The 13,125-nt window shown below is 45.6% G+C and carries 13 protein-coding genes; 7 read left to right on the top strand and 6 right to left on the bottom strand.

Annotated features, from left to right (window positions below):
* Window positions 1–26: 26 nt before the first annotated feature.
* Window positions 27–569, top strand: a complete 543-nt coding sequence (locus PG915_RS17730; protein WP_353500153.1) for a glutathione peroxidase — start codon at window positions 27–29, stop codon at window positions 567–569.
* Between the two features lie 58 nt (window positions 570–627).
* Here the strand turns inward: PG915_RS17730 and PG915_RS17725 are convergent, their stop codons facing one another.
* The gene (locus PG915_RS17725; protein ID WP_353499742.1) at window positions 628–1,758 is read right to left on the bottom strand and encodes an HlyD family secretion protein; all 1,131 of its coding nucleotides are present in this window, start codon (window positions 1,756–1,758) and stop codon (window positions 628–630) included.
* Between the two features lie 3 nt (window positions 1,759–1,761).
* Entirely contained in the window at window positions 1,762–2,145 is a 384-nt protein-coding gene (locus PG915_RS17720; RefSeq protein ID WP_353499741.1) for a DUF3302 domain-containing protein, read from the bottom strand.
* Window positions 2,146–2,255: 110 nt separating this feature from the next.
* Here PG915_RS17720 and PG915_RS17715 point away from each other — a divergent pair, with 110 nt between their 5' ends.
* Window positions 2,256–3,146, top strand: coding sequence for a DMT family transporter (locus tag PG915_RS17715; RefSeq protein WP_353499740.1), 891 nt, complete (start codon window positions 2,256–2,258; stop codon window positions 3,144–3,146).
* Between the two features lie 34 nt (window positions 3,147–3,180).
* Here the strand turns inward: PG915_RS17715 and PG915_RS17710 are convergent, their stop codons facing one another.
* Window positions 3,181–4,647 carry a lactate dehydrogenase gene (locus PG915_RS17710; RefSeq protein ID WP_353500152.1) on the bottom strand — a complete coding sequence of 489 codons (1,467 nt, stop codon included), beginning with the start codon at window positions 4,645–4,647 and terminating at the stop codon, window positions 3,181–3,183.
* Between the two features lie 170 nt (window positions 4,648–4,817).
* Window positions 4,818–5,528 (bottom strand): purine-nucleoside phosphorylase, encoded by a 711-nt coding sequence (gene deoD / locus PG915_RS17705; RefSeq protein ID WP_042495091.1) that lies wholly within the window; start codon window positions 5,526–5,528, stop codon window positions 4,818–4,820.
* Between the two features lie 347 nt (window positions 5,529–5,875).
* On the opposite strand from deoD, the gene PG915_RS17700 reads away from it, so the two are divergent.
* Genes PG915_RS17700 through PG915_RS17685 form a run of 4 tightly spaced genes read left to right on the top strand, consistent with a single transcriptional unit; the run spans window position 5,876 to window position 9,948 of the window.
* Entirely contained in the window at window positions 5,876–6,826 is a 951-nt protein-coding gene (locus PG915_RS17700) for a YbgA family protein (protein ID WP_353499739.1), read from the top strand.
* The gene (locus tag PG915_RS17695) at window positions 6,816–7,634 is read left to right on the top strand and encodes a MerR family transcriptional regulator (protein WP_353499738.1); all 819 of its coding nucleotides are present in this window, start codon (window positions 6,816–6,818) and stop codon (window positions 7,632–7,634) included. The genes PG915_RS17700 and PG915_RS17695 overlap by 11 nt, the downstream gene beginning before the upstream one ends.
* Window positions 7,631–9,037: a deoxyribodipyrimidine photo-lyase gene (phrB, locus tag PG915_RS17690; RefSeq protein ID WP_353499737.1), complete on the top strand. Its 1,407-nt coding sequence runs from the start codon at window positions 7,631–7,633 to the stop codon at window positions 9,035–9,037. The genes PG915_RS17695 and phrB overlap by 4 nt, the downstream gene beginning before the upstream one ends.
* Complete coding sequence (locus tag PG915_RS17685) at window positions 9,037–9,948, top strand: L,D-transpeptidase family protein (protein WP_353499736.1); 912 nt, start codon at window positions 9,037–9,039, stop codon at window positions 9,946–9,948. The genes phrB and PG915_RS17685 overlap by 1 nt, the downstream gene beginning before the upstream one ends.
* Before the next feature lie 100 nt (window positions 9,949–10,048).
* On the opposite strand, the gene PG915_RS17680 is transcribed toward PG915_RS17685, so the two are convergent.
* Window positions 10,049–10,297, bottom strand: coding sequence for an Lpp/OprI family alanine-zipper lipoprotein (locus tag PG915_RS17680; protein WP_042495096.1), 249 nt, complete (start codon window positions 10,295–10,297; stop codon window positions 10,049–10,051).
* Between the two features lie 411 nt (window positions 10,298–10,708).
* On the opposite strand from PG915_RS17680, the gene PG915_RS17675 reads away from it, so the two are divergent.
* Window positions 10,709–12,040 (top strand): DEAD/DEAH box helicase, encoded by a 1,332-nt coding sequence (locus PG915_RS17675; RefSeq protein WP_353499735.1) that lies wholly within the window; start codon window positions 10,709–10,711, stop codon window positions 12,038–12,040.
* Window positions 12,041–12,089: 49 nt separating this feature from the next.
* Here the strand turns inward: PG915_RS17675 and PG915_RS17670 are convergent, their stop codons facing one another.
* On the bottom strand, window positions 12,090–12,950 hold the full coding sequence (locus PG915_RS17670; protein ID WP_353499734.1) for a LysR family transcriptional regulator: 861 nt from the start codon (window positions 12,948–12,950) through the stop codon (window positions 12,090–12,092).
* Between the last annotated feature and the right edge of the window lie 175 nt (window positions 12,951–13,125).

The raw sequence follows: 13,125 nt of genomic DNA, 5'->3' as shown, positions 1-13,125 counted from the left end.
TTCGCAATAAGGAGGTGGCAATGAGCATGGTTTTTAAAGCACTTATACTCGGACTGTTATTTGGCCTTTTCGCCAAGGAAACACTGGCGAGTAGTTGTCCAACCCTCCTAGATTCTACTCAGCGAAAACTAAACTCGGCCGATACAGTGAGCCTATGTGACGAATATCAAGGCAAAGTGTTGTTGGTAGTGAATACGGCCAGCCAATGTGGTTTTACCGGCCAATTCGAACAGTTAGAAAACCTGCATAATCAGTTTAAAGATCAGGGGTTTAGTGTCGTTGGTTTTCCTTCCAACGACTTCAATCAAGATAGAGGTAGCGAAGAGAATACCGCCAAAGTATGTTATCTCGATTATGGCGTGACGTTTCCAATGATGGCGCGTAGCTCAGTAAAAGGTACTGACGTCAATCCAGTTTTCTCTGAAATCGCCAAGCAAAGCGGTATTACTCCGAAATGGAATTTTTATAAATACCTAGTAGGGCGAGATGGCAATGTCGTCGGTGTGTTTTCGACAGGCACTTCTCCAACGGATGACAAAATCACCACTATGATCAAACAATACTTATGACGACTAATTCGATAGAAAAACGGCAACCGATTCGGTTGCCGTTTTTGATGGTGCTAACTTAGTGATCCAGGTAGAGGTAGTTTTGCCAGCTCTTCATTCGGATCAGTACCTTACGCATGATAGATACGTGGGTGAAACTATCAGAATACACCGCAATTTCTGCGTTAGAGCCTGTTGGTAGTACGTACTCACTCATATCATCTTCAATCACTAGCTTAACCATAGCGCGACCAGAAGTATTGAATGTTTGAGTGGTTCTTAACGTACCGCTTGCTTGAATTTGGCCTTCAGGGATGGTGGGCAGAACCTCGACAACTTTTCCTTTAAAGACTTTGCCCGGCAGTGCTCTAAACAGAAACTCCGCTTCAAAACCTGATTTAAGACGTTGCAGTGAGTTTTGTCTGAAAGCGCCCACATAAAAGTCTTGCTCAGTGTGAACAAAGGTCATAAGTGGTGCCAGTGGCAGCGGTACCGCCATCATACCCGGTCTAAGAGCTAGTTGAGTTACGTAGCCATCGGTCGGAGCAACAACGGTGGTTTCTCGCAGATTAAACTCGGCTTGAATCAGTTGAGCTTTCAGCTGAGCAACCATGGTGTTCTCACCGAAAATTTGCGATTCAAATGCAAGTCGAGCGCTCTCTTCTTGTGCTTGTGCCGCTTCAAGTGCAGCTTGGTTCGCTTTGAAGGTTTGTAGGCGAGTATCGACTTGTTGCTCAGTGAATGCACCTTTTTTGAAGCCTTGTTGATATCGATTGTACTCTCTTTCAGCTTTATCACGTTCGGCAAGCGCTTTAATGGTCTCTGATTGAGACGCTTTATAGTTGCTTTCTAGCTGCAGTACATCCTGCTCGGCATCGGCTAGGGCGGCTTTAGCTCGAATCACTTCTGCTTCAAAAGGGATAGGGTCGATACGAAACAGTACGTCGCCTTTGTTAAGTTTTTGGTTAGCTTCGACGTCAACCTCGACGACTTTACCGCGTACGCTCGAAACAATAGGCGTAGTGGAATAGAACTGGCCGCCAATTTGGCTAAACGGGTGGTTGTAGTTCATTAATAAAATCAATGTCCCAACTAGAACCACGCCACCTAACACGGCAGTCGGTACTGTCCATTTGTTGAGAGGGATCTTGAAGATCTTAAAGATAGCGATACATAGTGCGGCGTAGGTTAATACCAATAATAGATCCATAGGTTACTTCTCCTCTGCCTGGACTTGAGTGGCCGCCGCTTTCTCTTGAGCCTGCTTACCCTTGAGGTAGCTTACTTCATTCTTGAGTTCATCGACTTGGTCAATGAGCTTTTCTAAACGGTGATGCAAATCGTGCTGCTCTTCTTCGAGTTTATGGAAGCCCCAGCCACGCTCATTGCGCCATAGGGTTGCCCAGATCCACAAAAATGGCCAAATGGCGTGTAGCGTAAATAAGCTTACCCATCCTGCAACATGTATGGCATCCTGATGAGGATGATCTCGCTCTTTAGCGATCTCATAGGGGATGTCGTGAATGACGATGATTCCGTAAAACAGAATCAGGGCAACGAATACCAGTAGCCCTAAAGCAAAATAATCCAAAAACATAATGCATCCTTGGTGAAGAGTATTGAATCGCGTAATCAATTTACGCTGGTTAAGTATTTGTTGTAATTATGTATTATGCAATAGCAAACTGATAAATATTAGAGGGTTGAGTGCAATTTATTGGTGAATTTGCAGCCATTGGTGCTGCAATTGTGTGGGCAGTCGCCACATGGATATACAGTCAGTTCAGTCATCATTTCTCTGCGATGCAGCTAAATATCATTAAGGGTATTTTGGCATCGGTAATGATGCTACTGGTGATGCCTTTCGTTCCAATGCCGGATGTGCAATTAGAGGCGAGCTATGTCTGGATACTCGGCATATCTGGCATCATAGGCATCGCGATTGGTGACAGTGCCTACTTTGCTTCACTGAAACGGATTGGTGCCAGCAAAACGCTATTGCTTGAATCATTAGCACCGCCGCTATCAGGTGTTCTCGCATTGGTGGCGCTTGGCACGGCGTTGGGGTTTCAGAGTTGGTTAGGCGTTATTATTACCACCATTGCGGTGACCACAGTCGTGTTTCAACCTGCCGATGAGCACAATCAAAAGGCGAGTTTGTCAGGCATTGGATTTGGATTGCTGGCCAGCGTGTGCCAGGCAAGTGGTGTTGTCATTTCCCATTTTGCGTTGGTGCAAGGAGACTTACCACCGTTATTGGGCGCTTTGATTCGTCTCACTATTGGTGTCGCAGCGGTGGTGCTATTGATTGGTTTTGTTGAGAAAAAACCGTACCGAAAGATGGTTGAGCAGAGCAAAGGTATGAATCAGAAAAACTGGTGCTGGTTACTGGCGGCGATTTTTGTGGGTACCTTCCTTGCCCTCTGGCTACAACAGGTTGCGCTTAAACATGCTAATCCCGCTATCGCACAAACTTTGATTGCCACCAGTCCATTGTTCATTCTGATTATCTATGCCATCCGTGGTGAGCCAATTTCACGTCGCAGTGTTGTCGGTACTCTATTTGCGCTCGCTGGGATTTCGCTGTTCTTTTTGTAGCGCTTGGTAGTAATACTTGCTTGTATCGAATTGCTCACTCAAGTAAGCAGCGAAGGGTCATCGGTGCCTCGGTGACCCCTAATCTTTGAGCGGCTGTTTGACCTTGCTTGTCTTGATAACACAGGTTGTGCCAAGCACGGAAAATATCTAGCAGTGGGTGGATCCCCGCAGGTCTTAACTTTCGTCTTGGTTCATTCACAAAGCTTTCAAACAGCAAGTGGAAACGGTCTTGATAAAAGGTGACTTGCTTGGTTGAGGCGGTTTGTAGCCAATAAGAGACATTCGGGTTATTGCCCGCTAGGTAACACACTCCTTTGCTTGCCCCTGAAGGTTGATGAGTGACCGCCCAGCGATCGCGCCACCATCCCATCAGTACCACGTCAATAAGCTCGGATGACTGTGCATCTTGCCAATGTTCATCTTGTTCTACGTACATTAGCTCCACGTTACCGTGTTGGATTTCACCCAGAAAAACAGTAAGCGCGGCAGAGCGCAGTACGGGATCTTGTGGCATGTATACCGTCACACGCTTGCTGTTTTCTCCAGACTCGCAGCTTAGTGATTCTAGAATCGATAAGTAGTGAGCATAAGACGTGTAGGGGGCTCTAATCAACGAGCCTACGGCAGGGTAATGAAACTTGGCAAAGTTACCTAGAGGATCTTCGACGTTACTGCGCGCAAGGATGTTTTGATAGGTAATATCAATTTGTCCTTTTAAATCGGTCGCGGTGGTATTGATCTCATGATTGGTCTCCGCACTGTAGTTTTTCGGGAGTACTTGCGTACCCGCTACGTAGGCATCGTGATCTTCTAGCGTATTTTCAGCATCGGCTGAGCTGTAGTTAGTATGTTGGCACAACACATAACCCGAATCGGCATCGCAGGTTGCAAACCAAAATACGCCGTTGTGGCTTTGTGGCTGCAATGGTCGATAGTGTGAGGCTAAATGAAAAGTATCAGTGTGTTTTATCCAACGACCATCAATATCCGCTAATTTACGACGGCAGCGACTGGCAATTTGATCGATATGATCGTAGAAGGTTTTTGGATTGATTTTCAGCTTTCGACAGATCTCGCGCACCGAGTATCCGGTAAACAGAAGCCCAAGTAACGATTCTTGGAAGCTTAGTTTCTTATTACTGCCCGACCATTTATCGACAAAGGTACCTTGGCAAGATTTACAGCGATACCGCTGGCGATCGCCACTAAACCCAAAAGAGTGATAACGATCTTTGTGAGTATGTACCGATAGGCCAAAGTGTTCGCATTGCGGATCTTTACACGAAGGGAGCCCTTCGTGATGATGCTGCTTCAATCGAGTCAGTTCATTGAGGACTTCTCGATTGTTAAGTAGGGGGGGAAACGCGCCACATTCGCGGCATACCATCGCTGGCCGTTTGGGGTTACGGTGCTGCAGGATATAGAGGTTTGCATCACTTTGTCCAAAATTGTCACACGCCAATGTTTTACAAAAATTGAGCTGTAACCCGTCCGCGGCCATCGGCAGTTTGCCTTCTGACACGTTCACCCCCTATGGTTTGGTGACATCAAGCCTTGAATATTGTTATAGGGCTCGATGAAGTGTTTAATTCGTTAGAAAACTATTCAGCTAGAAAGCGATTCAGTTAGAAAAAAGCCAGCTCACTTCAGGCTTGAGCTGGCTTTCTTGTTTTATAGGTTGATCGCTGTTTCTAGCGCAACGACCATCATATCGTTGAACGATTTTTGGCGATCTTCTGAGCTTAGTTTCTCACCACGGATGATGTGGTCAGATACCGTCAGTACCGTCAGAGCTTTTGCGCCAAGATCTGCAGCAACGCCGTAGATACCCGCCGCTTCCATATCGACACCTAGGATGCCAAGGTGCTTCATTTTGTCGAAGATATCTGCTTCTGGAGTGTAGAACAGGTCTGCCGAGAAGATGTTACCTACTTTAACCGGTACTTCTTTAATGCGTGCTTGCTTCACGGCTTCTTCTAGAAGACCGAAGTCAGCAATCGCAGCAAAATCGTGGTCATTGAATCGAATACGGTTCACTTTAGAGTCTGTTGACGCGCCCATACCGATCACAACATCCATTAGGTTTACGTCGTCACGTACCGCACCACAGCTACCTACGCGAATTACGTTTTTAACGCCGTAATCTTTGATAAGTTCGTGAACGTAGATACAGCAAGAAGGGATGCCCATACCGTGACCCATCACTGACACTCGCTTGCCTTTATAGGTACCTGTGTAGCCAAACATGTTGCGAACGTCACACACTTTCTCTACGTCTTCTAAGAAAGTTTCTGCGATGTATTGTGCGCGAAGTGGATCGCCTGGCATTAGTACTGTCTCTGCGAAATCACCTGGTTTTGCATTGATATGAGGGGTTGCCATGGGGGTCGCTCCTAAAGTTTTAACTAATTATGTTGAACGCTATGTTCGTTGTTGATGAGGATTTTAACGCGCCCAGCAAGGGCTCTATGAGAGTTTAGTCACAAATTTGTCGGTAACGAACAGAAATTCGCTTGATGATAACTAATTTTGTTGAAAGTGGCTGGGCAATCGATTTTATCGATGATTGAAAGTGGGGGAAATATTTGTCTCGTGAGTGAACCATTTGTCTGCGACAACCATACAATTGTACAAAAGAAAATTTTGTATCACTCAACAAAGTGATCTAAAACTTATACATAAGCGTATTTTGTACAATGTAAGCGACGGCAAGGTGTGAGGAAAGGACGATGAGCGAGAAAATTACCGTAGGGATCAGTTCCTGCCTATTAGGCGAAAAAGTGCGTTTCGATTCTGGTCATAAGCAGAGCACGTACGTCAACAAAGAACTAAGAGACTACTTTGACTTTGTTTCTGTTTGCCCTGAAGTAGGGATGGGCTTACCTGTACCAAGACCGACGATTCGATTGATGAGCAACGAAGAGCGTATTGCACTTGTGGATACCAAAGATGCATCAAATGATCACACAGATGGCATGATGCATTTTACTCGAGAAAAAGTCGCCGAGCTAAAAGATACAGAAATGTGTGGCTATATCGTTTGTGCCAAATCTCCAAGTTGTGGAATGGAGCGTGTGAAGGTTTACACTCGTGGTCATGCTCGAACCGATGGTGTTGGCTTATATACCGAGCACTTAATGAAAAAAATGCCTTGGCTGCCAGTTGAGGAAGATGGGCGACTTAACGATCCTGTATTGAAAGAGAACTTTGTAGCGCGTGTTTACAGCTTAAAGGATTTTTATGCGTCAATGGGTGGAGAGCCAACGCCAGGTAAAATCGTCGCTTTCCATTCTCGCTACAAGTTGACGCTCATGGCACACGATCCACAGTCTTATAAGAGTCTTGGACGTTTAGTTGCAAACCAGGCCGACTACCAGCCAGACGAATTTTATCAAGCCTATCGCCTAGGGTTGATGGAAGGATTGAAAAACCGCGCAAGCCGAAAAAATGTGACCAACGTGCTCATGCACATTCAAGGGTACTTCAAGCGCTCGCTCAATAAAGACGAGAAAGCGGAGTTGGCTCATGTCATCGACGACTACCGTACAGGACTGCTACCGATATTAGCGCCATTGACGCTGCTTAAACATTACCTCAATGCTTACCCAGATGACTACTTGTCACATCAGCAGTTTTTGCAGCCTCACCCAGAGGAGATGCGTTTAAGATATGGCTTGTAGTAATACCTTGAGTAATACCATGTACGCGATCCGTGAAGTGGCGGATATTACGGGCGTTAAGCCCGTTACGCTTCGGGCTTGGCAACGACGGTACAACTTGATTCAACCACAGCGAACTGACAAAGGGCATCGTCTCTATACAGAGAAAGACGTTGAGCGTATTAACAATATCCAAAGCTGGCTCAGTAAAGGAGTCTCCATAGGTAAAGTTAAGGCGCTCATTGATTCTGATACATTGTCTCAAACCGATGTTGAAACCGAGCAGTTGGAAGAAGTTACGACGTTACTGGATGCCCTTGGCGCTTTAAGCAGTAACAAAGTCGACGTCATTATTGATACTGTGTTGAAAGAGTATCCTTTAGATGTGGTGGAGATGAAGTTTGTTATCCCAGTCCTTAACGCAACGGACTACTTGAAACTAAGCCCCAAAGCGATACAGCAGTCACTGTTTAAAACAGCGATGATTCAAAAGCTTGCCATCATGGCTAATGTAGAGCGCAAACGAAAACGCTCAACATCCACTTTGCTGGTGAGTATGGATGTCACCGGCAATCTATTTGCCTGGCTGAATTATGCACGGTTGTCTGAACAGGGCGTCAACGTCACCTTCATTGATGGGGTCGAAGATGTGTCGGCGCTTCAGCTGGATTCAGTGAATTTCGACTCGGTACATCTCTTTGCGGAGAAATCCTTGTCTGAAAAACAACTTGATGCAATTCGAGTGCAGCGCGAGCAGGATAAACCGGCTTGGTTACTGTCTCCAGTCGTTGAGCACTTAATCAGTAACAATGCGGGTAAGCTGTCATGAAACTAATGCTGTTTAATCGTGATCTTAGAACCATTGATAATACAGCGCTCATCGCTGCTATTGATGGTGTCACACCTGTGGTTGCCTGTTTTATCGTTACGCCGCAGCAATGGGCTGAGCATGACCTTGCTCCTATCCAAGCCGATCTGATATTTAGACGTTTGAGAGAGCTTGAAAACGAGCTTAGTGCGCTGAACATACCTTTGATAGTGGCGAGTACAGATAACTTCGATGGAGCCAATCAATGGCTCGTAGAATTCTGCGCGAAACATGATGTCGGTGATATCTACCTAAACCGAGATTACGAGTTCAATGAACGTCAGCGAGTAGAGCAATTAGAGGCACTGGCGGCTAAAAATGGCGTAAATGTGCATGCCTTTGACGATAAGTGTATGTTGTTGCCTGGTAGCGTTCTCAACAAACAAGGCGGTTACTTTAAAGTTTTCACGCCATTTCGAAAGGCATGGCAAAATCAGTTTTCAAAGGCTGAAGTTGTTAAGCCACCAGCATCTGCACCATGCATTTCCGACTTCCAAGGTTTACATTCTTTAGAGGAATGTTTTACTTATCCAAGGCAAGATAGCAGTCAATACCACGTATCGACAGATTCAATATTGACCCGTTTAAGGCAGTTTTCTGACGAATCAGTACGCAATTATCACAATGAACGTGATATACCGGCGATTGATGGTACGAGTCAATTAAGCCCCTATTTAGCGATTGGCGCCCTGTCCGTTCGTCAATGCATAGCTCGTCTTTACTATGATGCTGAAGGTGAGCCTTTGTCTGAAGGGGCGCAAGTATGGCTTAGTGAGCTTATTTGGCGAGAGTTCTACCAGCATCTCATCCACTTTGAACCGAAGCTCTCGAAGCACAAAGGCTATCTAGAGTGGGAGAAGGGGCTGCGCTGGCCTGGAGAGGATGTGTGGTTTGAGCGTTGGTGTGAAGGAAAAACAGGCTATCCGATTGTAGATGCGGCGATGCAGCAGCTTAACCAAACAGGTTGGATGCACAACAGACTGCGGATGATTGTAGCGAGTTTCTTGACCAAAGACCTCAACATCGATTGGCGTCGCGGGGAGCGTTACTTTATGAGTAAATTGGTGGATGGCGACTTTGCAGCCAATAATGGCGGTTGGCAGTGGTGTGCGTCGACAGGGTGTGATGGACAGCCCTATTTTAGGATTTTTAATCCCATCACTCAGGGTGAGCGATTCGATGCCCAAGGGGAGTTTATTCGCACTTGGTTGCCTGAGCTTAGCGATGTTCCTAATAAATTTATTCATAAACCATGGATGTGGCCGCACTTCGATGGAGTGGCATATCCGGCACCAATAGTTGATCATAAGACGCAAAGAGAGATAACCTTAGCACTATACAAAGAAGCTAAGGATCAATATTGATGTTACGTAAGACCTTACTGGCAGCTTGCTTAGGATTTTCTCAGTGGTTAAGTGCAGCGACTTTTGAGCTTCCAACCGATGGTAGTAATATGGTTGGAACACTCCAGTACCACAGTGTTGAAGCGGGCGAGACCATGTCTGACATTGCCAAGCGTTACGATGTAGGCTTTTTGTCACTGATGGCCGCCAACAAAGGCGTCGACCCATTTTTGCCATCCGAAGGCTACGTATTGACGATACCGTCTCAGGCCATTCTGCCTGAGGTGGATTACGAAGGTATCGTGATCAATTTGGCTGAATTACGTCTGTATTACTTTGAGCCGGACAAGAATTTGGTGCACATTTTCCCTGTGGGTATTGGGCGTATAGGTCAAGACACCCCTGAAATGACCACTACGATCAGTCAATTGCGTGAGAACCCAACCTGGACACCACCCACTTCTATCCGTAAAGACTATTTAGCTAAAGGGATTGAACTTCCGGATGTTGTGCCGGCAGGTCCCGAAAATCCGCTTGGTGATTACGCAATGCGCCTTGCCTACGGTACAGGTAGTTATTTGATTCACGGTACCAACAAAGACTTCGGCATTGGACTTCGTGTGAGTGCTGGCTGTATTCGAATGGATCCTAAAGATATCGATTGGCTGTTCTATCAAGTGAAGCTTGGCACTAAAGTTCAAGTGATTGACGAGCCAATCAAAATAGCGCTTGAGCCGGATAGAAGCGTCTTTATCGAGGCTCATGAACCACTTACCCGTAGCGACGGCACCAAAAAAGCGATGGAACTTCCTCAAGAGCTAACATGGTGGCTAGAAGAGTACGGGATCCGAGATCAAATTGCTCGTGCGGCGGTATTGGCTCAGAACGGCGTGCCTATTGAGGTGGTGCCAGCGATGGATGACCTAGAGTAACGGTATCTTGAGCGACCGATATAATGCGGTTGCTCACTGTAAAGCAGATATAAAACGCCCACGATATCGTGGGCGTTTTTCATTGTCTTAAGCTAGCATCTTACTTAGTGTAAGATTGAGCGATGTTGTCGATACGCTCGTTTGCACGTTCAGCTTCTTCTTGAGCTGCCATTGCATTCTTGTTGCCTGCTTGTACTTCGTTTTTAAGCGCTTGAACGTCTGCACTTAGCTGGCTAACTTGGTTGCTTAGGTCATCCATTTTTGCTGTTGTTGCTTCATCTGGACCAGACGCACAACCTGCAAGTAGTAAAACTGACGATGCTGCAGCTGCAATTAAAACTTTCTTCATTATAAGCTCCTTCAGGATTAGTATTTAGAACAGCCCTGCAACGTGAATGTTCGCATAAAGGCTATTTCTGAGTTTAGTGCCTAATTTTAAGAACGCAAATTATTTAAAAGTCAGAAAAACCAAAAAATTACGCCATTTTGGGGTTAATCTTCCTTTGTCTTAATTATGAGATTAACCTCAGCAGGATTAATGTGATCTATGTCACGTAGATGGAATCATCTCATTATAAGTCTCTGTAACCGCTGATTTTATTTTTTTCAGGTCAAGAAATGAGCGGTTTTGGTTCAGACTTCTCCTACAATGTGTCTAGATGCCTTGTTTTTCACCTCGATTGTTCGCTGGTGGCAAGGAGAATTATCGGGTATCATGCGCCCTCATTTTTAGCCTGCAACCGTCTGAGGAGAACTTGCATTGCAATTTAAAGAACTTGGCCTAGATAACCGACTATTGAAGAACTTAAGTCACTACGACTTTAAAAAAGCGACCGACATCCAGAAGCAAGCTATTCCGGTCGCGATTGCTGGTAAGGATTTGCTGGCGTCTTCAAAAACGGGTTCTGGCAAGACTTTGGCATTTGTATTGCCGATGCTGCATAAATCTCTTAAGAACAAAGCATTCTCTGCAAAAGATCCACGTGGTGTGATTCTGGCACCAACGCGTGAACTAGCGAAGCAGGTGTACGGTGAGCTTAAATCTATGTTGGGTGGTCTGTCTTATGAGGCTGCGCTCATTCTAGGTGGTGAGAACTTTAACGACCAAGTGAAAGCGCTGCGCCGCTATCCTAAGTTTATTGTAGCGACTCCAGGACGCCTAGCTGACCATTTAGAGCATCGCTCAACATTTCTCGACGGTTTGGAAACTTTGGTTCTTGATGAAGCTGACCGTATGTTGGATCTCGGTTTTGCTCCAGAGCTTCGCCGCATCCACAACGCTGCGAAACACCGCCGCCGTCAAACGCTGATGTTTTCTGCGACGCTTGATCACGCTGAAGTCAATGACATTGCAGCAGAGATGCTGGATGCGCCAAAACGTATCTCAATTGGTGTCTCTAACGAAGAACACAAAGACATCACTCAGAAATTCTACCTTTGTGACCATCTAGATCATAAAGAAGCTTTACTAGAGCGTATCCTCGAAGAAGCCGAGTACAAGCAGGTGATCATCTTTACTGCAACTCGAGTTGATACCGATCGTTTGACTAAATGGCTGAATGAAAAGCAGCTTAAGGCTATCGCGTTAAGCGGTAATTTAAACCAGACTCAGCGCAACACCATTATGAGTCAGTTTGAACGTCATGTATTTAAGATCCTGGTGACCACAGATGTAGCTTCTCGAGGCATAGATATCGCAACGGTTACTCACGTAATTAACTTCGATATGCCAAAGCACACCGAGGAATACGTACACCGTGTAGGCCGTACCGGCCGTGCAGGTAACAAAGGTGATGCAATTTCTTTGGTTGGTCCAAAGGACTGGGATAGTTTTAAACGTGTTGAGGCTTTCCTTCAGCAAGATATTGGCTTCTCGGTACTAGAAGGACTGAAAGGTAAATTCAAAGGCTTCCGTCCTAAGAAACCAGCCGTTAATAAGAAAGCACAGGCTGCTAAAGGTAAAGCACAGCAGAAGAAAGCGACGCCTAAGAAACCAGCGAATCGCGATAAAACCTTTTATAAAAATGTGGCTGTGGGTGATTCGGTATTCATTCCGAAGAAAAAGCCTAAGCCAGCTGCAGACAGTGAATAAAGTAATCGGCCTTACCATATATTGGTGAGGCCTTTTTTGTTTTAAGGCGTTAGCTATATAACGCTCGTATTGCTTTATGCACTTTTCCAGACTCACTTCCTATCTTCCAAATGAGCGCCGCTGGGATTGCTTTTCTCAATGATGGCTCCACATTCAACTTCACAATCTGACCTGACTCTATTTGCGGACGAATAAAAGGTTCGACCGCGATTCCCCAGCACAGTCCGTAACCAATGGCGGTTTTCGCCGCTGAAATAGATTCACATTCCCAGATATTGGGTGAGATTGCCGTGTCTGAGGCTTTGCGATTATGTGACAGATAAGCTTGCCTGTAACGTTGTAGATCCACCAAAGAGACAGTATCGAGTTTAGCTAGTGGATGCTCGGGGCTAGCAATATAGAGCAGCTCCGCACTTGGGAGTGAAATTGCGCCGAGATTACTGAAAATAGGCTGCTCCAACAGCGTAAATCCTATGTGGGCTTCTCCTTTAACAACCGCGGAAACAACCTCTGAGGATGGCATCTCTCGGAGCTTTAACTTGAGCCTCGGAAAATCCTTTGCTAGCAAATGGAGGATGTCTTTCTCATTCGGGACGCTATAGACGTTATCAACGGCCAATATGAACTCTGTCTCTTCTTCAGGCTCCAACTCATTTGCGAGACGCTCAAAGTGTTCACACTGTGCCAAGATAAGCTTGGCTTCCTTTAGCAGTACTTCGCCAGCGGGCGTCAGCGTGGGGTTGCGCGTAGAACGATCGAATAGCTCTTGGTTCACGTCGAGCTCTAGATTAGAGACCGTCATGCTAATTGCAGAGTGCGTTTTCTTCATTTTTCTGGCAGCAGCAGAAAAAGAACCGGTTTCAGCCGAGAGAACGAAGGCCTGAAGTTGTAGCAAATTCACGGTTAACATATCAGTTTAGCTTACACCTTTAATGGTCTTTATGTTTGTATTCCTTAAGGTTAGTTAAGTGAGTGATGTTTGCAAGATGATTATTCAAGGAGGAATAAAAACACAACCTGTCAATTATTCTTAAGGTTTAATGAATTTGTATTTCAGTAAAGATGACTAATATAAGCGGTGTCAG

It is taken from the genome of Vibrio sp. CB1-14, from assembly GCF_040412085.2.
In the GTDB taxonomy this organism is placed as follows: domain Bacteria; phylum Pseudomonadota; class Gammaproteobacteria; order Enterobacterales; family Vibrionaceae; genus Vibrio; species Vibrio chaetopteri.
This window is presented reverse-complemented; position numbering and strand designations above follow the sequence as displayed.